The sequence below is a fragment of the Cobetia sp. MMG027 genome (assembly GCF_027947415.1).
GTDB lineage: Bacteria > Pseudomonadota > Gammaproteobacteria > Pseudomonadales > Halomonadaceae > Cobetia > Cobetia marina.
The window spans coordinates 137,778-163,299 of the sequence record NZ_JAQJIO010000002.1 but is presented as its reverse complement, the minus strand read 5'-3'; the positions used below and the strand labels follow the sequence as shown (position 1 = coordinate 163,299).

22 protein-coding genes are annotated in these 25,522 nt (G+C 63.2%); 7 read left to right on the top strand and 15 right to left on the bottom strand.

Features of this window, described 5'->3' with window-relative positions; all coding sequences use genetic code 11:
* Positions 1-6: 6 nt before the first annotated feature.
* From PJK54_RS02725 to PJK54_RS02710, 4 genes are all read right to left on the bottom strand, one after another.
* A complete protein-coding gene (locus PJK54_RS02725; protein ID WP_084208062.1) occupies positions 7-1,566 on the bottom strand; it encodes a phosphoenolpyruvate carboxykinase in 1,560 nt (519 codons plus the stop codon).
* A 483-nt stretch (positions 1,567-2,049) separates the two neighbouring features.
* On the bottom strand, positions 2,050-2,976 hold the full coding sequence (gene hslO / locus PJK54_RS02720; protein ID WP_271302319.1) for an Hsp33 family molecular chaperone HslO: 927 nt from the start codon (positions 2,974-2,976) through the stop codon (positions 2,050-2,052).
* Positions 2,977-3,186: 210 nt separating this feature from the next.
* The gene (locus tag PJK54_RS02715; RefSeq protein WP_077374962.1) at positions 3,187-3,579 is read right to left on the bottom strand and encodes an RNA-binding S4 domain-containing protein; all 393 of its coding nucleotides are present in this window, start codon (positions 3,577-3,579) and stop codon (positions 3,187-3,189) included.
* On the bottom strand, positions 3,579-4,268 hold the full coding sequence (locus tag PJK54_RS02710; protein WP_077374965.1) for an HAD-IA family hydrolase: 690 nt from the start codon (positions 4,266-4,268) through the stop codon (positions 3,579-3,581). Before PJK54_RS02710 ends, PJK54_RS02715 begins: the two co-directional genes overlap by 1 nt.
* Before the next feature lie 215 nt (positions 4,269-4,483).
* On the opposite strand from PJK54_RS02710, the gene nudE reads away from it, so the two are divergent.
* Complete coding sequence (gene nudE / locus PJK54_RS02705) at positions 4,484-5,113, top strand: ADP compounds hydrolase NudE (protein WP_077374968.1); 630 nt, start codon at positions 4,484-4,486, stop codon at positions 5,111-5,113.
* A 181-nt stretch (positions 5,114-5,294) separates the two neighbouring features.
* On the opposite strand, the gene PJK54_RS02700 is transcribed toward nudE, so the two are convergent.
* Positions 5,295-5,654, bottom strand: a complete 360-nt coding sequence (locus PJK54_RS02700; RefSeq protein ID WP_065392586.1) for a hypothetical protein — start codon at positions 5,652-5,654, stop codon at positions 5,295-5,297.
* Positions 5,655-6,291: 637 nt separating this feature from the next.
* On the opposite strand from PJK54_RS02700, the gene PJK54_RS02695 reads away from it, so the two are divergent.
* The 3 genes from PJK54_RS02695 to PJK54_RS02685 all read left to right on the top strand — a co-directional run bounded on the left by PJK54_RS02695 (position 6,292) and on the right by PJK54_RS02685 (position 10,102).
* A complete protein-coding gene (locus PJK54_RS02695; RefSeq protein WP_271302191.1) occupies positions 6,292-7,887 on the top strand; it encodes a helicase HerA-like domain-containing protein in 1,596 nt (531 codons plus the stop codon).
* A gap of 245 nt (positions 7,888-8,132) precedes the next feature.
* Positions 8,133-8,255: a hypothetical protein gene (locus PJK54_RS02690; RefSeq protein ID WP_271302190.1), complete on the top strand. Its 123-nt coding sequence runs from the start codon at positions 8,133-8,135 to the stop codon at positions 8,253-8,255.
* A gap of 281 nt (positions 8,256-8,536) precedes the next feature.
* On the top strand, positions 8,537-10,102 hold the full coding sequence (locus tag PJK54_RS02685) for a sensor domain-containing diguanylate cyclase (protein ID WP_271302189.1): 1,566 nt from the start codon (positions 8,537-8,539) through the stop codon (positions 10,100-10,102).
* A gap of 176 nt (positions 10,103-10,278) precedes the next feature.
* Here the strand turns inward: PJK54_RS02685 and ilvD are convergent, their stop codons facing one another.
* Entirely contained in the window at positions 10,279-12,123 is a 1,845-nt protein-coding gene (ilvD, locus tag PJK54_RS02680) for a dihydroxy-acid dehydratase (protein ID WP_271302188.1), read from the bottom strand.
* Between the two features lie 402 nt (positions 12,124-12,525).
* Between ilvD and PJK54_RS02675 the strand changes: the two genes are divergently transcribed.
* The gene (locus tag PJK54_RS02675) at positions 12,526-12,867 is read left to right on the top strand and encodes a YegP family protein (RefSeq protein WP_271302187.1); all 342 of its coding nucleotides are present in this window, start codon (positions 12,526-12,528) and stop codon (positions 12,865-12,867) included.
* 120 nt (positions 12,868-12,987) lie between these two features.
* Here the strand turns inward: PJK54_RS02675 and lon are convergent, their stop codons facing one another.
* From lon to nrdR, 9 genes are all read right to left on the bottom strand, one after another.
* Positions 12,988-15,438 (bottom strand): endopeptidase La, encoded by a 2,451-nt coding sequence (gene lon, locus PJK54_RS02670; RefSeq protein WP_077374983.1) that lies wholly within the window; start codon positions 15,436-15,438, stop codon positions 12,988-12,990.
* A 307-nt stretch (positions 15,439-15,745) separates the two neighbouring features.
* Entirely contained in the window at positions 15,746-17,026 is a 1,281-nt protein-coding gene (locus PJK54_RS02665) for a DUF945 family protein (protein ID WP_271302186.1), read from the bottom strand.
* A gap of 65 nt (positions 17,027-17,091) precedes the next feature.
* On the bottom strand, positions 17,092-17,565 hold the full coding sequence (locus tag PJK54_RS02660) for a phosphatidylglycerophosphatase A family protein (RefSeq protein ID WP_077374989.1): 474 nt from the start codon (positions 17,563-17,565) through the stop codon (positions 17,092-17,094).
* On the bottom strand, positions 17,562-18,590 hold the full coding sequence (gene thiL, locus PJK54_RS02655; RefSeq protein ID WP_176503129.1) for a thiamine-phosphate kinase: 1,029 nt from the start codon (positions 18,588-18,590) through the stop codon (positions 17,562-17,564). The genes PJK54_RS02660 and thiL overlap by 4 nt, the downstream gene beginning before the upstream one ends.
* Before the next feature lies 1 nt (position 18,591).
* The gene (nusB, locus tag PJK54_RS02650) at positions 18,592-19,107 is read right to left on the bottom strand and encodes a transcription antitermination factor NusB (protein WP_084208057.1); all 516 of its coding nucleotides are present in this window, start codon (positions 19,105-19,107) and stop codon (positions 18,592-18,594) included.
* Positions 19,104-19,586: a 6,7-dimethyl-8-ribityllumazine synthase gene (gene ribH / locus PJK54_RS02645; RefSeq protein ID WP_043331374.1), complete on the bottom strand. Its 483-nt coding sequence runs from the start codon at positions 19,584-19,586 to the stop codon at positions 19,104-19,106. The genes nusB and ribH overlap by 4 nt, the downstream gene beginning before the upstream one ends.
* 111 nt (positions 19,587-19,697) lie before the next feature.
* Entirely contained in the window at positions 19,698-20,846 is a 1,149-nt protein-coding gene (gene ribBA / locus PJK54_RS02640) for a bifunctional 3,4-dihydroxy-2-butanone-4-phosphate synthase/GTP cyclohydrolase II (RefSeq protein WP_077374998.1), read from the bottom strand.
* Between the two features lie 169 nt (positions 20,847-21,015).
* Positions 21,016-22,218: a bifunctional diaminohydroxyphosphoribosylaminopyrimidine deaminase/5-amino-6-(5-phosphoribosylamino)uracil reductase RibD gene (gene ribD / locus PJK54_RS02635; protein WP_271302185.1), complete on the bottom strand. Its 1,203-nt coding sequence runs from the start codon at positions 22,216-22,218 to the stop codon at positions 21,016-21,018.
* A gap of 77 nt (positions 22,219-22,295) precedes the next feature.
* On the bottom strand, positions 22,296-22,784 hold the full coding sequence (gene nrdR, locus PJK54_RS02630; protein ID WP_077375003.1) for a transcriptional regulator NrdR: 489 nt from the start codon (positions 22,782-22,784) through the stop codon (positions 22,296-22,298).
* Positions 22,785-23,090: 306 nt separating this feature from the next.
* Between nrdR and PJK54_RS02625 the strand changes: the two genes are divergently transcribed.
* Entirely contained in the window at positions 23,091-23,339 is a 249-nt protein-coding gene (locus PJK54_RS02625; RefSeq protein ID WP_077375006.1) for a GlsB/YeaQ/YmgE family stress response membrane protein, read from the top strand.
* A 218-nt stretch (positions 23,340-23,557) separates the two neighbouring features.
* Entirely contained in the window at positions 23,558-25,432 is a 1,875-nt protein-coding gene (locus tag PJK54_RS02620) for a sugar phosphorylase (RefSeq protein WP_240499671.1), read from the top strand.
* Positions 25,433-25,522: the final 90 nt, after the last annotated feature.

Below are 25,522 nucleotides of genomic sequence, written 5' to 3'. Positions count from 1 at the left end.
GGCCGATCAGACCAGCGCCGGGCCCGCCGCGATGATCGCCTCATCCACACCGGCGAACTTCTTGAAGTTCTCGACGAACTTGGCGGACAGGTCACGCGCCTTGCTGTCATAGGCAGCGCGGTCTTCCCAGGTCTCGCGCGGGTCGAGCAGGCTGGAATCGACGCCCGGCACACGCACCGGCACATCCAGGTTGAGCACGTCGATGTGACGCGTCTCGATATCGGCGAGTGCGCCGTTCTGGATCGCGCTGATGATGCTGCGGGTGGTCGGGATGGAGAAGCGTGAGCCACCCTCTCCGTAGGCACCACCGGTCCAGCCGGTGTTGACCAGATAGACGCGCGAGCCGAACGCCTCGATGCGCTTGATCAGCAGATCCGCGTACTCACGCGCCGGGCGCGGGAAGAACGGCGCGCCGAAGCAGGTGGAGAAGGTCGCCTCGAGGCCGGCGGTGGAGCCCATCTCGGTGGAGCCGACCTTGGCGGTGTAGCCGGACAGGAAGTGATAGGCGGCCGCCTGCTTGCTGAGCACGGACACCGGGGGCAGCACACCGGACATGTCGCAGGTCAGGAAGACGATGGCATTCGGCTCACCGGCACGATTTTCCGGCACGCGCTTCTCGATGTGCTCCAGCGGGTAGGCCGCACGCGAGTTCTGGCTGAGAGTGTCGTCGCCGTAATCCGCACCGCGACGGTCATCCAGCACCACGTTTTCCAGCACGGCGCCGAACTTGATGGCATTCCAGATGACCGGCTCGTTCTTCTCGGAGAGGTCGATGCACTTGGCGTAGCAGCCCCCTTCAATGTTGAAGACGGTGCCTTCGCCCCAGCCGTGCTCGTCATCGCCGATCAGATGGCGCGCCGGATCGGCGGACAGAGTGGTCTTGCCGGTGCCGGAAAGACCGAAGAACAGCGTGGTCTCGCCGTCATCACCGACATTGGCGGAGCAATGCATCGGCAGCACGTCCTTTTCCGGCAGCAGGAAGTTCTGCACCGAGAACATGGCCTTCTTCATCTCGCCGGCATAGCGCATGCCAGCCAGCAGAACGCGACGACGTGCGAAGTTGATCAGCACCACGCCATCGGAGTTGGTGCCATCGCGCTCGGGCTCACACACGAAGTGCGGCGCGTTGAGGATGGTCCACTCGCTCTTGTCCTTGGCATTGAAGCTGTCCGGACGCACGAACATGGTACGCGCGAACAGGTTGTGCCATGCCGTTTCCGTGGTGACACGAATCGGCAGGTAATGCTCGAGATCGGCGCCGACGTGCAGTTCGGACACGAAGCTTGTCTGCGCACCGAGGTAGTCCTCGACCCGGTCCCACAGCGCGTCGAAACGTTCAGGGCTGAACGGGCGGTTGACGCTTCCCCAGTCAATGGCGTCCGAGGTGGACGGCTCATCGACGATGAAGCGGTCGTTCGGGGAGCGACCACTGCGAGCCCCCGTCTCCACGACCAGCGCGCCGTTGTCGGCCAGACGTCCTTCGCCGCGAGCCACTGCCAGCTCGATCAGCTCTGCGCTGCTGAGATTGGTGTGAGTGGTCACCGCACTGTCTTGATGCTTGCTCATTCGCGTCTCCGCGGCTCAGGGCCGCCCTCTCTCTTGATGGCTCTTGCCAGATGCCGGCGGTACATGCCGCAGGCTTATTTTGGGGTATCGAACGATGCTGCCGGAATCGACCATGGCCTACAGGCCATGTTGCCGCAACGGAGCGTCCAGCCCCGTACTGGCAAGGCATTATGGCAAAAAGGGACTCGGGCGGAAACGCTGATTGCTGCAACGCCCGACAGCGCATTGACTGACACTCGAGACGCGAAATGTCCGACAATTTCACCTCGCTCGCTGCCCCCCCTGCCGCTGGCCCCATGATGGGCGCCCCTCCTGCACTCCTGCCCCTCCTGCCCGTCGTCGACAGCACCTGCCCATCGATAGCACCTGCCCATCGACAGCTGCTGCGCATCGACAGTCTCCGCCCGAGACTCCGGCCAACACTGCCCGAGCTGACGCAAGGCAGGCCAACAGGCCGCGCTGACGCCAGCGCGATTGCTGGACTCAGTGGACGATCGGGCTGCCTGCGGCCGGGTCTTCGATGATGGCTTCGACTTCCGCGGCATTGAAGGAATACCGGGTATGGCAGAAGTGGCATTGCGTGGCCAGCTCACCATGCTCGGCGACGATCTGGCGCAACTCGTCCGCGGCGATGCTGTGCAGTGCCGCGCCGAGACGCTCACGAGAACAGGTACAACCGAAACGCAGCGCCTTGGGTTCGAAGATGCGCACGGTCTCTTCGTGATAGAGACGGTGCAGCACGTCCTGCTGATCAAGCGCCAGCAGTTCTTCGGCCTTGAGGGTGTCGGCGAGATGGACGACTCGCTCCCAGGCATCGGGGTCCTTGTTGGCATCGTCGTCAGGCAGCTGCTGGAGCATCACGCCACCGGCACGCTGTGCATCGGCCATCAACCACAGACGCGTCGGCAGCTGCTCGGACTGACTGAAGTAGCTTTCCAGGCAACCGGCGAGGCTGTCCTGATCGATCGCCACGATCCCCTGGTAACGCTTGCCGTCACGCGGGTCCAGCGTGATGACGATCTGCCCCTGCCCCACCAGAGCCTGGAGCGTGGCTTCATCGGTCGGCAGCACGTCCTCGTCACTGAGACGGGCAATGGCACGCAGCTCACCGCCGGGATTGGACTCGGCCATCAGCTGACGCACGATCCCCGTGCCACGCACTTCCAGTGTCATGGTGCCATCCAGCTTGATGGTCTCGGTCAGCAGCGCCACCGCTGCCAGCATCTCGCCCAGCTGGCGCGAGATGGCCTGGGGATAGGCATGACGATCAAGGACTTCGGCATAGGCCTTGTCCAGGGTGACGATCTCGCCGCGCACATTGGTGGCGTCGAACAGGAATCGCTGGATCTGATCGAAATTCGGCGTCGTCTCTTCGTGGGCGTCGCCGGCTTGCTTGTCAGGGTCTTGCATGTCGTGATCACTCATTGGGGGCTCCTCGAACCGAGCCATCGCTGCCACCAGCTCGTGGACCACGAGCTGGTGGCAGCGATGAACCTCGGCGACGACGCAGGCCTGCCTCGGCTTCAGCACCGAAGGCCGGGCCGTGCGTCATGAATTGGGTAAGTATCAACGTGACGTCCACAGGCTTTCCCCCCGCAAGGGTGGCGAGAGCCTGTGTCGTCAGCTTTCGGAATCCTGGCGCTGGAAGCGGTGGATGCTGCGCCGCTGCTTCTTGTCGGGACGTCCCACGGGCGGGCTCATGCCCTGATTGCCAAGGCGACGCACCTCGGCCTCCCGTTCGCGGCGCGCACGCGACTCCTGCGTCTCCTGATAGAGTGCCTGCGCCTGGGGCGCGCCACGGCGCTGGTCGCTGAGTGCCAGCACTTCGACCACCAGCCGATCCCAACCTTGCGGCACTTCGATCAAGGCGCCGACCTCGACGGTCTTGGACGTCTTCACCTTGCTGCCGTTGTACTGGATCTTGCCACCTTCAATGGCTTTCTTAGCCATGCCGCGCGTCTTGAAGAATCGCGCCGCCCACAGCCACTTGTCGATGCGTACCTGGTCACTCATCAAGACTCCTTGCGCTCCTCGTGTTCCAGATGAAGGCCGCCCCCCGCCGTCAGCACGGCAAAGCCGTCCAGTCCGTGCACGTGCTCGAAGTCACGCGCTTCGCGCTTCGAGTCCGGCTGACGCACGCCCAGCAGATGCGCGATACCGTAGGTGCGCGCACTCTCCAGCACCTGGGGATTGTCATCGATGAACAGGGTACGTGCCGGCTCGAAGGGCTCGATCTCGTTGAGCCGATGCCAGAAGGCCTGCTCCTCCTTGGCGTGTCCGAGATCCGCCGAGGAGACGACGGCATCGAAGTAATCGCCCATGCCGGTCAGACCGAACTTGAGCTCGATCCCGTGACGGTCCGCGTTGGTCGCCAGTACCACGCGCTGCGGTTGATCCCGTAGCCAGGCGAGAAAGTCCTCTGCCTCGTGGCGATACCCGATCAGATGCTGCACCTCACGCTTGAGCGCGACAACATCCAGCTTCAGCTCGCGGCTCCAGTAATCGAGGCTGTACCAGTTGAGCGTGCCGGATTCGCTGATGATGCGCGCCTTGAGGTCCGCCTGCAGTGCGCTATCGAGACGATGCAGCTCACAGTAGCGGCGTGGCAGGTGCTCCAGCCAGAAGTGGCTGTCGAAATGCAGGTCCAGCAAGGTGCCATCCATGTCGAGCAGCACGGTGTCGATCGTGGTCCAGTCAATCATCGGTAGTCTGTCAGCCGGCGGGGAATTTGGGGTTGTATAGTGTAAAGCATGGTCCTGCGCTGCGCATGTGCCCACACGGGACATCAGCGATGCCGGCAAGCTCACGACAATTGCCCTGCCCGGCACAGCCTGCCACGATGGGCGCGACAGCTTGATGCTCGGGCATGACCGCCTGCCCGGCGCCCGCTTCTTGATCTCTGCCTTGAGGACTTCCGATGGATGATGCGCCACGCCCCGATCACTCGACCATCGGGCACTACGCCGATGGAGACGCGCTGACACCCCCCCGTATCGACTCGCGACGCGAGGTGGCTCGCTCGCGGCTGTTTACCGTCGAGGCGCTGGAACTGACCTTCTCGAATGGCGCGACGCGCAGCTTCGAGCGTCTCAAGAGTGGTGGCCATGGTGCGGTGATGATCGTCGCCATGCCAGACCCGGATCACGTACTGCTGATCCGTGAATATGCCGCCGGGCCGGAGCAGTACGTGCTGACCCTGCCCAAGGGGCTGATCGACCCCGGCGAAGACCCGGTGACCGCCGCCAACCGTGAACTGATGGAGGAGTGCGGTTTCGGCGCTCACGACATCGAGCCGCTGGCCGAACTGAGCCTGGCACCCAACTACATGGATCACCGCATGAACGTCATGCTGGCGCGTGACCTGTACGAGAAGCGTCTGCCGGGGGATGAGCCGGAACCTCTGGTCGTCGAGCGCCATCGCCTCGACGAGCTGCCGGCATTGCTGGCACGCGAGGACTTCCACGAGGCGCGGGCCATCGCCGCCCTCTTCATGGCCAGGGAACGCCTGCTGGCCGGCGAGGAGCTCCATAGCCCCGACTGGTGGTAAGGCGTCGGGCGTGCCCTGGCCCTGCCCTCTCGCGCTGTTCTTCAGACAACGACAAGCCCCCGCCAATGGCGGGGGCTTGTCGTTTCACCCGTGATGTCAGTGGACGGATCGTGCTGGCGACCTGCCCGGACACACCACGAGATCATGCCGTACCCGAGTCATCCTCGGGATCAGAAGACGTTCACTCGGTCTTCATGCTGCCATCGGCAGTGTTGGCCGAGCCGGACTCCGGGCTCACACCCATGTGGTCCTCGCCTTCGTCCATCACCTTGCCGTGCTTGGCGGATTCAGACTGTGCGGTCCCGCCTTCCACCATCATGGAATCCTTCTTGGTGTTGGCAGAACCACTTTCGGTATTGCGTTCGGCATCGTCTTGCACCATGCCACCTTCATGGCCAGCGGCTGTGCCACCCTCTACCTTGGTGGAGTGAGCACCGGTATTGGCGGAACCGGTATTGCTGGATTCGTGGTGATCGGCATAGGCAGCGGCGGTCGGCAGTGCAAAGGCAGTTGCGATGAGTGCAGCAGTCAGCTTGTTCATGATCCATCCTCCAGTAGCGGTCTGATGCAAAAGGCGAGCAGATGATTCACTCGACCGTTGCCGTTGAGCCGCGGCATGCATCGGGATCGAAGTGATCCTCTGTCATCCGGGCCAGGCAAGACGACGGGCGAGCGATTCACCTGCGTCTTGCGGATAAGGGTTGCCAAGACATCCTGTCGTGACATCGTCAGAGCTCGTGATCACTCGAAAACCGTCACTAGAGTTGTACCGTGAAAGCGTGACGAGCTGGCGAGTGATGACATTGATCTAATTGAGCGTGTTCCATCACACAGCGTCTGATGCCTAAAGATATGGAACTACTTGGGCTGAGTTTCAAGCACAGGAAGGAAAGAAAAATGATCTGCCAGAGAATTACTTGTACAAGAGTAAATTGTCGCGTCGCGTTTAATTAGCGCCTACCCCGCTCCAGGACAGCACGGCAGCAGGCTCCAGCCCGACGATGCAGCCAACCAGTGCGATCGGATGCCCAGGATTCGCTTGCAGTATTTTACTCAACGAAACATTTTGTAACTCTGTTTGAGAAGCAAGGACACTTCCTCGCGGCCACTCGCAGTGCACAGCACCATCCTCTCTACGGGCACCGCCACCGACATGCTGACCACGACAGGAGAATCACATGCCAGATGTGCTGATAGGGGGCCGCGCGGGACAAGGTTCGGCAGGCCACATCACGCTGGACGCAGCATTGGCCAATCGCCATGGGCTGGTGGCGGGCGCGACGGGCACCGGCAAGACCGTCACCCTGCAGGTACTGGCCGAGGAATTCTCGCGCATGGGGGTGCCGGTGTTCACTGCCGACATCAAGGGCGATCTTTCCGGCATCGCTGCCGCCGGCACTCCCCATCCTCGCATCGATGAGCGCTTGAACAGCCTGGGGATCGATGATTGGCAGCCGCACGCCGCCCCCGTCAGACTATGGGACCTCCATGGCAAGAGCGGTCACGCGGTTCGCGCAAGCGTGGCATCGATGGGGCCCGAGCTGATGGCTAGTCTGCTGGAGCTCAACGAGACCCAAGGCGGCCTGATGCATCTGGCCTTCGATCACGCCGAGCGTGAGGGTCTGGAGCTGGTCGACCTCAAGGACCTGATCAGCCTGCTGAAGCACATCGAGCGCGAGCGTGACAGCTTCGAGGCACGTTACGGCAGCGTCAGTCCCCAGAGCCTGGGGGCGATGCTGCGTCGGGTCCACGTCCTGGCCACGCAGGGCGGCGAACGCTTCTTTGCCGAACCGGCACTGGATATCCACGACATGCTGGCGACGCGCGGGCATGCAGAGCAGGCCCGTGGCTATATCAATCTGCTCGACGGTCGCGAGCTGATGCAGAGCCCTCGTCTCTACACCACCTTCCTGCTGTGGTTCCTGTCCACCCTGTTCCGCGAGCTTCCCGAGCGCGGGGATGCCGACCGGCCAGTACTGGTGTTCTTCTTCGATGAAGCGCACCTGTTGTTCGATTCAGCCCCCAAGGCACTGCTGACGCGTCTGGAGCAGACGGTCCGCCTGATTCGCTCCAAGGGCGTCGGTGTCTATTTCGTGACCCAGTCACCCGCCGACATCCCCGATGAGGTGCTCGGTCAGCTGGGCAATCGCATCCAGCATGCGCTGCGCGCCTTCACACCGCGTGACCAGAAGGCCGTCAAGACGGCCGCCGACACCTTCCGCCCCAATCCGGAACTCGATACGGCGCAGGTGATCACGGAACTGGGCGTAGGCGAAGCTCTGGTCTCGGTACTCGATGCCAACGGCACACCGACGCAGGTGGAACGCACGCTGATCGCCCCGCCGCGAGGACGCATCGGTCCATTGAGCGACGCGGAGCGTGCCACGCTGCTGGCCGACTCCTCCCTGGCCGGGCGCTACGACGAGCGCGTGGATCGTGAGTCCGCCCATGAGCGACTGGAGGCGCGACTTGCCGCCCAGGCGCAAGCCTCACATGCCACGAATCCCCGTGAGCCTGACAAGACCAGGCCCGGGGAGGCAGACCGTGATCCAAGCCAGCGTCCATCGGAAAACGTTGATTCTGAAGAAGCCCGGTCTGAAGGGGCGCAAGCCACCCGGCCGCCCGCTGCCGCCAGGCCCTCTCGGGACACCGGAGGTGGTCGCAAGCGCCAGGGCGTCATGGAAACCTTGCTGAAATCGGTGATGCGCGCGCTGGGGTCGCAGCTGGGACGCTCCCTGATTCGCAGCCTCCTTCGCTCATTCACACGTCGTTGACGCACTGACCGGGCAAGACAATGACCGCCTCGCCCTTCCAGCTGCCACGAAGGGCTGCCCACGCTTCGGCATGGGTAGGCATACATGGTCAATGTCCTGCAGGTTTGCCTGTCTTTGACTGACATCAAGGCATCACACGATCTTCACTCGCGTCTTCCCGGAACCAGCCATACTGGAGAGTGCTGCTTACCGGCAGCACACCCATACACTCAATGGCTCGCCAACACTCTCGGGGAGGCTTCACGATGTGCATGAACGAAGAAGTGATCGATCACTGGCTTTACAGCAACTGGTTCAGTATCGAACTGGCACTGGAAGACCTGGAAGCTCAGCAGCAGCCGGCACCACCGCTGGCCGAGGCGGCCTGATTCCCGCCCACGACTCGTGAGCAGTACCAGCAGACCGCCATCAACGTCCTTGCGAAGACACGCCAACCCATGGCGAAGGCAAGGAGCCCTCATTTCGGAGCCCCTCATCGAGACCCTCGCTGAGGGGCTCTGCCCTTGTCAGCCTGCACAGACTGCCCGCTGCGTTTGCGAAAGGTTGAGACAATCGATTTCCTCGCCTGTCACGTCTCACGGCAAGTCGTATATTGAGGTGTGGTATGGAAAGCCTCCCTCTCCTGCAGCATGTCAGATAAGGATATCGCATGATGCCAAGCTCATTCTCTGCCGTGCCCTTGCCTTCGGGCAACGCCGGACACCCCCATGATTCCCTGCTGCCAGAGCACCTGCAGGCACTGCTGGCGCTCAGCCTGACACCTGAGCCCTCCCACGAACGCCACGTGGAAGCCCATCTGGATGCCGGTTGCCGTCTGCTTGGCATGACCACCGCCATCCTCGGACATGCAGAATCCAGTCGCTATGAGATCATGGCGGCGGTCAATCCCCCTGCTGGGCGAGAAGTCGGAGGCGAATGCCCACTGGAAGAGACCTGGTGTTCCAGCGTCATCGCGCAGGCTGCCTGCGTGGCTCATCGCCACATCAGCGCTGAAGAAGACACTCGCGCCCACGCTGCCTATTCCTGCATGCCCTTTGAAAGCTATGTGGCAGCGCCACTCTGGTCTGAAGGTCGCCTGACCGGCACGCTGTGCTTCGGCGATGAAACACCGCGCCAACAGGACTTCACCGCCAGTGAGCGAGCCCTGGTGGAGACGCTTGCCACGGCACTGGGCCAGCTGCTGGATGTCCAGCGCGCGAAAGAGCGCACACGCAGTGAGCTCGACAACCTGCGTCTCGCCTACCAGAAAATGGAAGGACTGTTCTCCCATTGCAGCCTGCCCATGGCCCTGATGGACTTTCATGGCCACTGGACCCGCATGAATCCGGCCTTTTCCCGACTGCTGGGCATGGAGCCAAAGGAACTGACATGCAGTGCCCTGGAAGACATCTCGCACCCACAGGACATGCTGACGTGCCGCGAGGCATTGAGCGCCATGCGGACGGGCGACATCAGCGAATATCGGCAGCCACACCGTTATCTCGGGCGTCATGGCCAAATGATCGACGTGATGCTGGAGCTGAAGGTGATCGACAGTCGCGCCGGGATCATTCTCTCCCAGCATGAAGACATCAGCGAGCGCCGTGCTCATGAAGCGAGCCTGACCAAGCTGCGCCACCAACTGGAAACTCGCTCGCCTGCCGCTGGCCGACTCCCCGGCTCGACACTCGACAAGCTGATGCCGTTCGAATTGATCGAGCAACAGCTGGACAACGAGATCGCGCGCAGTGCACGCCATGGCCAGCCATTGTGCATCCTGATCCTCAGCGTGGATGACCTGGAGGATTACACGCGCGAATATGGCCACGTGGCGGGAGAACGCCCTCTGCAGCAGGTGGCATCCATCCTGCGCAACGCCAGCCGCAAGAGCGATCTCCTGTGCATGCGTGAGGACAACTCCTTGATGGCGATCCTCACCAGCACCGATGCCAGCGGCGCGATCATCCTTGCCGAACGCGTCCGCCATGCCGCCTCCGAACTGTCAGGGCTGGATCGGCCAATCACCTGCAGTGTCGGCCTGACCGGCTATCATCCGGCCCCCGATACCATGAGACTGGCCAATCGACTCGAGTTGATGGACCGTGCCCAGCAGGCGCTCAAGAAAGCCCAGCGCCAGGGATGCAACCGGGTACGGTTTCTCGACCCAGACCCGGTCATGCCGCTTGACGCCGGTACACTGACCAACCTGCCGCCAAAGCCTGCCGGTACTGACTGACTCAGGGCCCGAGGAGGCTGAAATGCTCGGCAACCACTTCGAATGCCAGACATGCAAACGGCCACCCCGAGGGGTGGCCGTTTGCATGTCATTGGCGTCCTGCCTGGTGATCAGTGCTGCCGGTCTTCAACAGGCACTGACCGCCAGCACCTTCACGGCGGCACTGGCGGACGGGATCAATCCAGCTTGCTCAGATCACGCACGGCGCCCTTGTCAGCCGAGGTCGCCAGCAAGGCATAGGCCTTGAGCGCGGCGGAGACACGACGATTGCGCTGGATGCTCGGCTTCCAGGCATCCTTGCCGCGCGCATCCATCGCTTCACGACGCGCATGTAGCTCGCTATCGCTCAGCTGGACATTGATGGTGCGATTGGGGATGTCGATCAGGATGGTGTCACCGTGCTCGACCAGGCCGATGGCGCCACCCGCCGCCGCTTCCGGAGACGCATGGCCGATGGACAGGCCAGAGGTACCGCCGGAGAAACGACCGTCGGTGAGCAGCGCGCACGCCTTGCCCAGTCCCTTGGACTTCAGGTAGGACGTCGGGTAGAGCATTTCCTGCATGCCCGGACCGCCCTTCGGCCCTTCGTAGCGGATGATCACGACATCGCCTTCCTTGACCTTGTCGGCCAGGATGTCTTCCACCGCCTGATCCTGAGATTCGCAGACATAGGCACGGCCTTCGAAGACGAGGATGGAGTCATCGACGCCTGCCGTCTTCACCACGCAACCATCCAGTGCGATGTTGCCGTACAGCACGGCCAGGCCGCCCTGGGTGGAGAAGCAGTGATCGTAATCGCGGATACAGCCCTGGGCGCGATCACCGTCCAGGCTCGGCCAGCGCGCGCTCTGCGAGAAGGCGGTCTGGGTCGGGATCCCCCCCGGACCGGCACGATAGAACTCGACGACTTCATCAGTGGGCGAGCGCATGATGTCCCACTCTTCCAGCGCCGCAGACAACGAGTCGCCATAGACGGTCGGCACCGAGGTATCCAGCACGCCGGCGCGGTCCAGCTCGCCCAGAATCCCCATGATGCCACCGGCACGATGGACATCCTCGATGTGATACTTCTGGGTGTTCGGCGCCACCTTGCACATCTGCGGCACGCTGTGGGACAGCTTGTCGATGTCGGACATGGTGAAGTCGACACCGGCCTCCTGAGCGGCGGCCAGCAGGTGCAGGATGGTATTGGTCGAGCCCCCCATGGCGATATCCAGCGTCATCGCGTTGGCAAACGCCGCCCGTGAACCGATGGCACGCGGCAACAGGTGCTCTTCGTTGCCTTCGTAGTAACGGCGTGCCAGCTCGACGATACGATGCCCGGCGTTCTCGAACAGGCGACGACGATCGGAGTGAGTCGCCAGCACCGTACCGTTGCCCGGCAACGCCAGACCCAGCGCTTCCATCAGGCAGTTCATGGAGTTGGCCGTGAACATGCCCGAGCAGCTGCCACAGGTCGGGCAGGCACTGCGCTCGATCTCGGCGACCGTCTCGTCGTCGACGCTGTCATCGGCCGCGATGACCATCGCATCGACCAGGTCGAGACCGTGGTCCAGCAGCTTGGTCTTGCCGGCTTCCATCGGGCCGCCGGAGACGAAGATGACCGGGATGTTGAGGCGCATGGCGGCCATCAGCATCCCGGGGGTGATCTTGTCGCAGTTGGAGATGCACACCAGCGCATCCGCACAGTGGGCATTGACCATGTATTCGACGCTGTCGGCGATCAGGTCACGCGACGGCAGCGAATACAGCATGCCGTCGTGCCCCATCGCGATGCCATCGTCCACCGCGATGGTGTTGAATTCCTTGGCGACACCGCCGGCCTTCTCGATTTCGCGCGCTACCAGCTGCCCCATGTCCTTGAGGTGGACGTGGCCGGGCACGAACTGGGTGAAGGAGTTGGCAACGGCGATGATCGGCTTCTGGAAGTCACCATCTTTCATGCCGGTGGCGCGCCACAGGGCGCGGGCGCCGGCCATGTTACGACCTGCGGTGGTCGTACGGGAGCGATACTCTGGCATGGTGTCCTCGTCAATGATGCTTGGCCACTCTCCTGTGCAGAACGATCGACGGAGAACATCCCCGAGCGCGGGGCTTGTCCGGGTGATCCTTCGCACGGGAGTGGCTTCTGTTTTGATCAGGCTGCGCTTCTCTTGTGAAAAGACGCAGACCTGGTGTCCAGTGGAGATGCGGGGCATGTGAGCCACCGCTATCTGCCTGAGCTCAATTCTGTCATGTCCCGCCCCTGCTTGCCTACCAGATAGCATCGCATGTACGCGGCGGCAGCGTGAAAGACGCCGCGATGGCTCCCGAACGTTGAATGCCGCAACTCCTAGCGTGGGTTTCCCCCGAGAGGCGCTGTTTACACTGGAAGACGACATATCAGGCAGTGTCAGACATCCCTCAAGGAACAGGAGTCACCCATGGCCGGAAAATTCGTCATCACCCGCGGCAAGGACAGCAAGTTCTATTTTGCGCTCAAGGCCGGCAACGGTGAAAAGATCCTCCAGAGCCAAGGCTATGCCGACAAGCGCGGCTGCCTGAACGGCGTGGAATCCGTGCGCAAGAACGCCGCCGAGGAAAAACGCTTCACGAAGGAAGTCGCCAAGGATGGTCGCTTCTATTTCACGCTGCTGGCCGCCAACAGCCAGCAGATCGGCCGCAGCCAGATGTACAAATCGGAATCCGGGCGCGACAACGGCATTGCCAGTGTCGGACGCAATGCACCGGAAGCCGCCGTACTGGAACAGCTCGATATCGCCTGAATGCCCGCGAGCGTGACGTCTGCATGCACACGACGCCCCACGGAAAAGCAGAAGCCCCGCCGATTGGCGGGGCTTCTGCTTTTCCGTGGGGCGTCGCCATCCATTCTGCGCCGTGCGTTGTCAGTGGCGCTGCGCGTTGTCGCTGTCAAAGACCACTCGTGCCACATCCGCGTAGCGGGCCGCGAAGTGGACGATCATGCCCTCCTTCAGATAGTCCGGCAGCTCATCATAATCCCGCTGGTTGGCCTGTGGCAGGATCAGTTCGAAGATGTCACTGCGGCGTGCGGCAATGACCTTCTCACGGATACCGCCCACCGGCAGCACCTGCCCGGTCAATGTCAGCTCACCGGTCATCGCCAGTCCCTTGCGCGGCGCCTGATGCCTGGCCAACGACATCAACGCCGTGGTCATGGTCACGCCAGCGCTCGGGCCATCCTTGGGTGTCGCCCCTTCCGGCACGTGCAGGTGAATGAAGGATTCATTGAAGAAGTCAGCCTCGGCATCGTAGGCCTCAAGATTCGCCAGGGTATAGGAATAGGCGATATTGGCCGATTCCTGCATCACTTCCCCAAGCTTGCCGGTCAGCTTCAAGCCACGCGTCAGGCCGTGCACACGTGTGGCCTCGATGGGCAGGGTCGCGCCGCCCATGCTGGTCCAGGCAAGCCCGGTCACCACGCCTTCGCCGGCCAGGACCTTCTCGCGACGGAAGATTGGCGCCCCCAGGAATTCCTCGAGATTCTTGACCGAGACCTTGACCGTCGGCAGGTCCTCCTCGAGCAGCTTGACCGCCGCCTTGCGCACGATGCGGTGCAGCTGCTTCTCCAGCTGACGCACGCCCGCCTCGCGAGCATAGCCCTCGATCACCTGACGCAGCGCGGCGTCACTCAGATTGATGCGCTTCTTGGGAATGTTGTCGCGTGTCAGCAGCTTCGGCCACAGGTGATGCTTGGCGATCGCCATCTTCTCTTCGGCGATGTAACCGGAGAGGCGTATCTGCTCCATGCGGTCCAGCAGCGGCCCCGGGATGCTATCCAGCGTGTTGGCGGTACACACGAACAGCACCTTGGACAGATCGAGGCGCACGTCGAGGTAGTGATCGAGGAAGTCGACGTTCTGCTCCGGGTCCAGCACCTCGAGCAGCGCCGAGGCCGGATCGCCCTGGAAGGACTGCCCCAGCTTGTCGATCTCATCCAGCATGATCACCGGGTTCTCGACCTTGACCTCCTTGAGTGCCTGCACCAGCTTGCCGGGCATGGCACCCACGTAGGTACGGCGATGGCCCTTGATCTCCGACTCATCGCGCATGCCGCCGACCGAGAAGCGATAGAACTCGCGCCCCAGTGCCTGAGCGATGGAGCGCCCGATCGAGGTCTTGCCCACACCGGGCGGGCCCACCAGCAGCAGGATCGAGCCACCGACATCGCCCTTGAAGGTGCCTTCGGCCAGGAACTCGATGATGCGTGATTTCACGTCATCCAGCCCGTCATGGTCGCGATTGAGCACCTTGCGCGCATGGGCGAGATCCAGCTGGTCGGTGGAGGTGATGCCCCAGGGAAGCGAGGTCAGCCAGTCCAGATAGTTGCGCGTGGTGCCGTACTCCGGCGAGCCGGTCTCCAGCACCGAGAGCTTGTCGAGTTCGTCGTCGATGCGCGATTGCACCCGTTCGGGAACCTTGAGCTCATCGAGGCGACCGCGGAAGGTATCCACATCATTCTCGCGATCATCCTTGGAGATGCCCAGTTCACGCTGGATGACCTTGAGCTGCTCACGCAGGAAGAATTCACGCTGATGCTTTTCCATCTGCGCGTTGACCTGCTGAGAGATCTCGGTCTGCAGCTGGGCGACCTCGATCTCCTTGCGCAGCAGCGGCAGTACCTTCTGCATGCGCTCCATCACCGGCAACGATTCCAGCACCTCCTGCAACTCCGGCCCCTTGGCCGAGGTGATGGCAGCGGCAAAGTCGGTCAGCGGGCCGGGTTCATGCGGGCTGAAGCGATTGAGGTACTGCTTGAGCTCTTCGCCGTACAGCGGATTGATCGGCAGCAGCTCCTTGATGCCATTGATCATCGCCATCGCGTAGGCACGTGCCTCATCGCTCTCGGCATCCACCGGCTCGCGCGGGTAGGTCACCTCGACCAGATAGGGCGGCTTGCGTGACAACCAGCGGGTGATCCGGAAGCGGCGCAACCCTTGCGCGATGAACTGGACCTGATCCTGGCCATCTTCGGGCTTGTGGACACGCACTGCCGAACCGATCTCGGGAAAATGCTCTGCCCCCATCTCGTCGACTTCGACATCACCGACGAAGGCCAGCCCCACCGCATGGTGTGGCGTGTTGCCGACCCGCTCCATGGTCTCTGCCCAGCGCTGCTTGTTGATGACCAGCGGCTGGACCTGAGCCGGAAAGAAGGGACGATTGTGGATCGGCAGCAGGTAAAGGCGCTCAGGTAGCTGATCACCACTGGGTACCAGCCCACCAGCCCCCGGGGAATGCTCAGGCTCTTCCTGACTGGCATCTTCAAAACCGGACAGAACGTTGTCGTGATCGGAGGTATCTTCGTGACGTGACATGCAACCCTCGTGAAACCGGGCCTCGGTTGAGGCGATCATCTTCACCAATGTGGTCTGTCGGGCACTTTATCAAGTACTGTCGGGCACTTGTCTGACGGGATGCCTGTCTATCGGCACCGGTTCGCCACCTGCCGACGGATACGACAAGGCCCGCCAGAAGGCGGGCCTTGTCAGCTGTCCAGCACGATGGCAGACAGAAGGGTACGGTCAGATCCGAAGGTGGCTCAGCCACCTGTGAAAGACAGGCCGGCTTAGTCAGTCCGGCTCAGTCAGACCGACTCAATCTGGCCGGCTCAGTCAGGCTGGCTCAATAGATCGGCTTGCCATTGACGAGCAGCGCATCCCCATCGATGGTCAGCACCAGGTTCTTGTCAGCGGAGTCCGGCGGGATGCCCGCCATCATCGCCAGCATCGGCGGCACATTGCGGAATTCGAAACGTCCACTCATGCGATCCAGGAAGGCACGCTGCCCTTCGATGGTCTGCAGTTCGGCGATGCTCAGATCGGTCATCCCGGCCCCATCGAGAATCAGCTGCCCCTCACCCTGCATGTCGACACCGAAGACTTCGCTGCGCGCCTTGAGGGACTCCAGCGTCAGACGAGGAGACGTGCTCAGCATGGTGAACAGCGGCGCCTCGACCTTCTCAAGCATGGCGACCTGCTGATCTTCCGTCAGCTCTTCAAACGGCTTGCCGGCTTCTTCCAGCAGGCCCTGCAGCTGAGTGATGAAATCATAGACCGCCGCGCCCTGAAGACGGTCGATCGACAGCGCCAGACTGCCGCTGGCCATCTGCTGATCACCGGCACTCACGTCCTGCACGGCCAGCTTCATCAGATAGCGAAGCTCGGTCGGGTCGAGCCGCGTCTCGCCGGAATAGCTGATATCGGTCGCCACCACCGGCGGCTGCCCCATGCCATTGTCGATGGTCAGCGTATCCAGCTCGATCTTGTCATCCTGGCGGAAGTCGTTGTCCGCACCACGATAAAGACCGTTCAGGCTCAGGGTACCGACGCTGATCTTCTCGTCACCATTGGTGATCTCGAAGGGAGAGACCTCGCCGTCGACGGTGATCTCGGGAGTATCACCGCCATCATGTGACGCCGTCAGCTCGCCACCCTTGAAGTTGAAGCGCGTGCCGCTTTCCGGGTCCTGCCATTCAAAGACAGGCAGTGTCACCGTGGTATCACTGGCACCGCTGAAATTGTCGACGCTGCCGTCGAAGGCGATGGCCTTTCCATCCCCGATGACCTCGGAAAGCACATCGCGGGCCGGTGTACCGTACTGCAGCTTGATATTGCCCTTCATGCTGGTGGAGAGCAGGCCATGACCGGCTTCATAAGGCAGCACGACACGCACGGGCCCTTGCTGCTCCCCCGTGGCAAGCTCCATCTTGAGTCGACCGCTCGAGTCGAACCAGCCGCTCTGCACGTCATCGCGGCTGGCCTTGATGTCGGCGCTGCTGTCGAGCTCCGCCACCATTCGCGCCATCTCGTCTTCGAAACGCTGACTGGAATACGCCACGCCACCGACATAGCCGGCAGCACCGATGACGACGACAGCCGCCGCAGTTACGAGTCCCTTGCCCATCGTTGTTATCCCTTGTTTATCATTGTTGAAGCGTCACACCCACCACGCAGTGCCTCGCTTCCTGTTCAATGCAGCCACAGCCATAGATGCATGGTCGACCAGGCGAAGATGCCGGCGAAGATGTCATCGAGCATGATGCCGAATCCCCCCGCCACACGACGGTCAGCCCAGCGGATCGGCCATGGCTTGAGAATGTCGAAGACCCGGAAGACCACGAACCCCCAGAGGGCAGCCTGCCATGAAAACGGCACGGCGACCATGGTGATCCAGTAGCCGACGAATTCATCCCAGACGATGCCGGAATGATCGTGGACGCCCAGATCCTTCGAGGTGCGATCACAGATCCAGATCCCGAGAACGGAGGCGGCCACCACGATGGCGATGTAGGGCCAGAGCCCCAGTCCCGCCATCATCCAATAGAACGGAATGGCGGCCAGGGTGCCGAAGGTGCCGGGCGCAAAGGGCGCCGTGCCACTGCCGAGCCCGAAGGCCAGGAAATGGACGGGACGACGCCAGACACTGGCAGGTGCACGATTCATGAGCTCACCTCCGTGGCATCCGCCGGCGGGAAGTGCTGCCAGCTGCGTCCCGCGGCGGCCTGCTCGACCCCTTCCTGCTCGAGGATGACACGCGGCTCGCTTCCCTCCACTGCCTGCATGCGCCCGATGACACTCAAGGACAGATTCAGGGGGCGCAGCGCGTTGATGGCGCTCTCGAGATGCTCTTCCGGCATCGTCAACAGCAGCTCGTAATCATCACCGCCATTGAGGACCGCCTCGCGCGCGCCCTGCTCGCCCAGCGCCGCCATCAGCTCCGGCGCCAGCGGCAGTTCGCCAAGCTCCAGCGCCGCCGACAGCTGACTGGCACGACAGATGTGTGCCAGGTCACCCATCACGCCATCGGAGACATCCAGGCCCGCACTGGCCAGCTGGCGCAGTGCGAGGCCCGCCTCCACACGCGGCTCCGGACGCAGATAGGCGGCCAGACACGGGTCCAGCACATCCCGCGTGCCGGACTGCCATGCCTTCAGACCGGCATGCGCCATTCCCGGTGCGCCCGTGATGACCACCAGGTCGCCTTCACGGGCACCATCACGTCGCAGGATGGGACGGGATACGCTATCCGGATGGCCTGCATCCTCCAGCATCAGCGGCAGCTCGCCATGCACGGTGATCGTGATGGAGAGCGGGCCGCGTGTGACATCGCCCCCGACCAGGGCGATGCCATGACGTTCGGCCAGCGCATGGAAGCCGGCAGCGAAGCCATGCAGCCAGTCCTCGTCGACCTCCGGCAGCGTCAAGGCCAGCAACGCCCAGCGCGGCGTCGCCCCCATGGCGGCCAGATCGGAAAGATTGACCGCCAGGGCGCGATGCCCGATCGAGGACGCCGGAGCATCCGGCGGGAAGTGAACGCCCGCCACGGAGGTATCGACACTGATCGCCAGCTGCATGCCATCACCGGCGGCGAGGAGCGCACAGTCGTCACCCGGCCCCAGCAGCACGCCCGGTGCCCCGGACAGATCGCGCTGGAAGTAGCGGGCGATCAACTCGAATTCGCCCGGCATGTCAGCGCAGGCGGGCCTGGGTCACCTCGGCGCTGCGCAGCTTGACTGCCAGCTTGTCGAGGATCCCGTTGACGTACTTGTGACCATCGGTGGCACCGAAGGTCTTGGCCAGCTCGACCCCTTCGTTGATGGCGACACGGTACGGCACTTCCATGCGCTTGGAGAGCTCGTAGGCGCCCAGACGCAGGATGGCCAGCTCGATCTCGTCGAGATCCTGAAGACGACGATCCAGCAGCGGGCTGATGCTGGCATCCAGCTCTTTCTGGAAACGCGGCACGTTGTGCAGCAGCTCATGGAACAGCGCCTGGTCAGCGATGCGCATCACCTCGACCCAGTTCTCGTGCAGCTCGACATCGTCATCGACCTGCTGACCGCGAAACTCGGCTTCGATGGTGGTCATGCTCTTGCCGGTCATCTGCCACTGGTAGATGCCCTGGACCGCCAGCTCACGCGCGGCACGGCGTGCCTGCTGCTGCTTGGACGGTTCACGCTCGGAACGTTGCTGACGTTCGCTCATGCATCACCTCCCATGGCCTTGAGCAGCGAGACCATTTCCATGGCGGCCATCGCGGCTTCAGTGCCCTTGTTGCCGGCCTTGGTGCCCGCACGCTCGATGGCCTGCTCGATGGAGTTGACCGTCAGCACGCCATTGGCCACCGGCGTGTCGAACTCGAGCTGCAGACGAGACAGGGCGGAGTTGCATTCACCGGCGACATATTCAAAGTGCGGCGTGCCACCACGAATCACCGCGCCCAGCGTGATGACGGCGTGCGGCTTGACCTTGGCCAGCACGGCCTTGACGGCCAGCGGGATTTCCCAGGCGCCCGGCACGTGGATCAGGTCGATGTTTTCCTCATCGACGCCGTGGCGTACGAGGGAATCGACCGCGCCTTCCACCAGGCTATCGACGACGTGGTGGTTGAAACGCCCGACGACGATGACGTAACGGCCATCGACATTGGTGAAGGTGCCTTCGAGTTGAGCAATCGGTTGCATGGTCAGTCCACAATGCTAGCGCCCCGGCGAACCGGGGCGGAGATATCAATCATACCGGGAGCGACGACCGCGACTGGTCACCACTCCCGCCATTTGGGTAGTGCCGGGGCCTTATGCACCCACGGTGTCTGTGCCACTGGCCGCGTCATCACTGCCGATCAGCTCGACCACTTCGAGGCCGAAACCGGACAGCGCAGAGAACTTCCACGGCGAGCTGAGCAGACGCATCCGGCCGACGCCGAGATCCCTGAGGATCTGGGCACCGGTACCGGTAGTCAGATAGTTGCCCGCACCATCGGATTCGTTGGTGCGCGGCGTACGACGTCGTCCGAGGAAGACATCGAGACGTTCCTTGTAATCCTGTGAATCACTGCCGGTATCCAGCAGCACCAGCACGCCCGCATCAGCGGCAGCGACCTGTGACAGTGCATCATGGAGCGCCCAGCTGCTGCTGCCCGGCTGACGCAGGGTCAGGAGGTCACGCATCGGGTCCTCCACATGCACACGCACGGTGGTCAAGGCGTCAGGCGTCGGCGTGCCCTTGACCAGCGCCAGATGGTGACGGCCCTGGATGCGATCGCTGAAGCAGTGCAGCGTCAGCTCGCCGAAGGCCGTCTCGACCTGCTCGCTGTCCAGCACTTCCACGGTCTGTTCGTTGTGGATGCGGTATTCGATCAGGTCCGCGATGGTGCCGACCTTGAGATCATGCTCGGCGGCAAAGCGCTCGAGCTCCTCACGACGCGCCATGCTGCCGTCGTCGTTCATGACCTCACAGATCACGCCGGTCGCGCCAAAGCCCGCCATGGAGGCCAGATCACAGGCCGCCTCGGTGTGGCCGGCACGACGCAGCACGCCACCCGGCTCCGCCATCAGCGGGAAGATATGCCCCGGCTGGACGATATCCTGCGGACGGGCGTTGCGGGCGGCAGCCGCCTGCACGGTACGTGCGCGATCAGCAGCGGAGATACCGGTGGTGACGCCTTCGGTGGCTTCGATGGAGAGCGTGAACTTGGTGCCGAAGCCGGAACCGTTGGCCTGCACCATCAAGGGCAGCTGGAGCTGCTCGCAATGCTCACGCGACATCGGCATGCAGATCAAGCCACGCGCATGACGCGCCATGAAGTTGATGTGCTCGGCTGTCACGGCTTCCGCGGCGATGATGATGTCGCCTTCGTTCTCACGATCCTCGTCATCCATGAGGATGACCATCTTGCCCTGCCGGATATCCTCGACGAGTGCTGCGATGCCTGATAGCGCCATGCTTGCTCCACATTTCGGACCGCGCCGACGGTTGCCCGGCCCACGCGTGTTATCAAAAAGTCGGGCGTCAGGGTACCCCGCCACCCGGTTTTGCGCCAGCGCCCCGCGACGCCACTGTCGCCAGACAGCGGCAAGTCCTTGCGCTGGCAGGCAATTTCTCTCAGTCAGTTCAGCCGACAGGCTCGCCGTTGTCGGGCACTGCCGTGATGCGCCAGTCGCGCCCCACGGCACGAATCTCACGGATCTCGACCCGCCGCTGCTGCGCCATGTGCTCGAGTCCGGGCAGGGCCAGCAACGGACGCGCCTCCCCGCCCAGCAGCGTCGGCGCCATGAACAGCTGCATCTCATCCACCAGCCCGGCACTGAGCATGGCACCGGCAAGCACCGCACCGGTCTCCAGCAGGACCTCATTGGCCTGCTCGTGCTCGGCCAGATGGCGCAACAGCGCCTCGAGATCCACACGTCCCTCCGGGCCCGCCGGCAGCGCCAGCACCTCGGCGCCGGCCGCTTCCAACAGTCTGCGCCGTTCTGCCTGAGCCGCTGTCTCATCCGCGACACAGACCACCAGGGTTCTGCCGTCCTGCTCAAGGATTCGCGCCGCCAGTGGCAGGCGCAGATGCGTATCCACCACCACGCGCAACGGCTGACGCGCCACCAGCGCCTCGAGCCCCAGCGGATGCGCCTCCAGCCCCAGCTGCTCGGCGCGCACGTTGAGGCGCGAATCATCGAAGATGACCGACTCGATACCGCTCATCACCACGCTGGAGCGTGCGCGCAGTCGCTGAACGGCGCTGCGCGCTTCCGGGCCGGTGATCCACTGGGATTCACCGGAGGCCATCGCGGTGCGACCGTCCAGACTCATGGCCTGCTTGAGACGCACGAAGGGGCGCCCGCGCTCCATGCGCGACAGGAAGCCGGGATTGAGCGCACGCGCCTCCTGCTCCAGCACGCCCACCGTCACGGCGATGCCAGCGCCCTGAAGCATGGCGATGCCACGCCCGGCCACCTGCGGATTCGGGTCCCGCATGGCGATCACCACCCGCGAGATGCCCGCCGCGATCAAGGCGCGTGAGCATGGTCCGGTTCGCCCGGTGTGCGAGCAGGGCTCCAGCGTCACGTAGGCCACGCAGCCCAGGGCTTGCTCACCGGCGGCGGCCAAGGCGTTGACCTCGGCATGCCCTTCCCCGGCGCGCACATGAAAGCCGGTGGCGATCACCTCGTCAGTGACGGGGTCGACCAGCACGCACCCGACCCTTGGATTGGGATGGGTGGTGTAGCTTCCCAGGCGCGCAAGGCGCAAGGCATGCGCCATGTGGCGAATATCGTGACCAGGCTCCTGGCCGACTGCGGTGTCATGAGAGGTGAGGGACATGCAATACCTATCGGCGTGTGACGACAACATGGACCGCCCCGACAGTCGGACCGCAGGACGGTCGGGCGATGCGCGGATCAGGAGCGGCTGTCTTCCTCGCCGGGCAGGAAACTGGGCTCCTGGGCGAGGCGGTCGATCTCGGCACGGAATTCGTCCAGATCCTGAAACCGGCGATAGACGGAGGCAAAGCGGATATAGGCGACCTGATCCAGCCGCTTGAGCTGCTGCATCACTTCGTCACCGATCCGGCGCGCCTCGATCTCACGCTCCCCCGTGGCGCGCAGACGCTGACGGATACGCTCGACAGCCGCCTCGATCAGCTCCGAGGAGACAGGACGCTTCTCCAGCGCGCGCAACATGCCTGCCCGCAGCTTGTGCTCATCGAAGCTCTCCCGGGAACCGTCACCCTTGACCACTCGCGGCATGACCAGCTCTGCCGTCTCGTAGGTCGTGAAACGCTCGCCGCAGGCCGCGCACTGGCGACGACGACGCACCTGGTCACCCTCGACCACCAGCCGGGAATCCGTGACCTTGGTTTCATGAGTTCCACAGAAGGGACAGTGCATTGTTGGGAGCCTGCTTGAGTGCGAGGTGGCGGCGTTGCGTACTTCGGCCTCCGGTACTGCCGAGCAGCGTCGGGCCACGGCAGCACAGCCGAAAGACATGGAATGGGCGCCATTGTAACCGTTAAGACTCGTGCACGGGAGCCTATGTCAGTCAGATCCTATCTGCGTTAGCCTTGAGGAGCGGAAGAGGAATCCGCATAGACTCCCGAGAACCGAGGCCGGCGAGAAACTCCCACAAGGATGCTCGCCACATGAGTGAATGATCTTCACGACCAAGTGCTTACTAATGACGCAAGGAGACGCGACATGGGAATCATCGCCTGGATCATCTTCGGACTGATCGCCGGCATCATCGCCAAGGTCATCATGCCCGGCAAGGACCCCGGTGGCATCATCGTCACCAGCATCATCGGCATCCTGGGTGCCGTGGTAGGGGGATGGATCGGCACGCAGCTCGGCTTCGGAGATGTCACCGGCTTCAATCTGGCAAGCTTCGTCATCGCCGTGCTCGGTGCCATCATCCTGCTGATCCTGTATCGAGTCGTTCGCAGGTAGCCCGCGACCCGCTCGCAGGCACTTCGCAGGCACTTCGCGAGCACTTCGCAAGCAGTGCGGGTGAGCCTGATCGGCTCTATGGCCTGACAGGAGCTGATCACATGGCTTTCCCCGCCGGTTTCACCCGCCATGACTCGACGACGGCCAGCCTGCACCAGTGGGCTGGCCGTCGTCTTGCATGGTCAAGTCACATGCACTGATGACTTCGAGGACCGCTCATGCCCGACATGCCACCTCCCGATCCTTCCACCTCTTCCTCACACGCCGCTCGACCGGGCCCACGCTCCCTGTCACACCCGCTCTCGAACGATGCCTTCGCCCGCCACGCCGAGACGCTGCTGGCGGTGATCTATCCCGAGCGCAAGGATGAGGTGCTGCGGCGTCTCGAGACACTGATGGAGCTGCATCGTTCGCGTCTTGCCCCCCGGGTTCCCGAGGGCGAACCGCTGTGGAGCGAACGTGATCAGTGGCTGATCACCTACGGCGACAGCGTGCAACAGGAAGGCGAGGCCCCGCTGGCCACCCTGAATGACTTCCTCGCGAGCCGTCTGGGTGACTGCCTCTCCGGGGTGCACGTCCTGCCCTTCTTCCCCTGGAGCAGCGACGACGGCTTCAGCGTCATCCACTACCGTGAGGTCAATCCGGCCCTCGGCGACTGGCAGGACATCCAGCGTCTGAGCGAGCAACGTGACCTGATGGCGGACCTCGTCATCAACCACTGCTCGCGGGAATCGCTGTGGTTCGCCGATTATCTGGCCGGCGTGCAACCCGGCCGCGATTACTTCATCGAGATGGACCCGGAAACGGACGTCTCCAGCGTGGTGCGACCACGCCCCTCGGCCCTGCTCACGCCGGTGCATACCCGTCGTGGCCTGCGTCATCTGTGGGCAACCTTCTCGGATGACCAGATCGACCTCAACTTCGCCAATCCCGACGTCCTGCTGGAGTTCATCGGTATCCTGCTCTATTACCTCGAGCAGGGCGCGCGCATGATCCGCCTCGATGCCGTGGCCTTCCTGTGGAAGCGTCTGGGCACCTCCTGCGTGCATCTGCCGGAGACGCATGCCGTGGTCCGCCTGCTGCGCGCCATCGTGGATCATCTGGCCCCCGGCAGCCTGCTGATCACGGAAACCAACGTGCCCCACGCCGAGAACATGTCGTATTTCGGCCTCGACCGCCTTTCCGAGCAGGACCTGACCTCCCTCGAGGGCAGCGCCCAGGCCGATGAAGCCCACATGATCTATCAGTTCACGCTGCCGCCGCTGACTCTGCATACCCTGACCTCCGGGGATGCCAGTGCGCTGACCGAATGGGCCGCCAGCCTGCCCTCTCTGCCGGCGGGATGCAGCTACTTCAACTTCACGGCCAGCCACGATGGCATCGGCGTGCGTGCGCTGGAAGGCCTGCTGCCGGACCATGAGCGCGATACCCTCGTGCGACTGGTGCACGACTTCGGTGGCTACGTCAGCATGCGCGCCAATCCGGGGCGCGCCGACACTCCCTATGAGCTGAACATCAGCTATTTCGATGCCCTCAAGGGCACGCGGCGTGGACGGGACCCGTGGCAGATCGAGCGCTTCATCGCCAGTCAGACCCTGATGCTGAGCCTGCAGGGCATTCCCGGCCTCTATCTTCATTCACTGACCGCCACCCCCAATCACCAGGAAGGGGTCGAACGCGACGGGCATCTGCGCGCCATCAACCGCCGCAAGTGGCAGCGCGATGAACTGGAAGCCCTGCTGTCCAGCCCCAACACCGCGACCCATGAGGTCTTCCATGCCTTGAAGCGCCGCATGGCACTGCGCCGCGAGGAGCCATGCTTCCACCCCGATGCCCATCAGCAGGTGTTCGACCTGGGGCCGGACTTCTTCGTCTTCGAGCGCGTCACCCACGAGGGACGTCGCCTGCTGTTCGCCCTCAATGTCACCGACCAGCCGCGTGTGCTGCCCTTGCCGGAAAGCTGGCAGGGCCTCGCGTTGACCGACCACCTGTGTCATGACAAGGCCTTCGACCCCGCCATGGCGCGCCGCCCCTATCAGGCCGCCTGGCTGATGGAGCAGTCGGTGCGCCCACCGGCCATCGAGGTCGTCTGACCTGACGACGTGCCTGCCAACGACAACGGGGCTGCCAGTGGCAGCCCCGTTGTCGTTTTACCTTCCCGTGTCTGCCGCAACGTGCGTGAC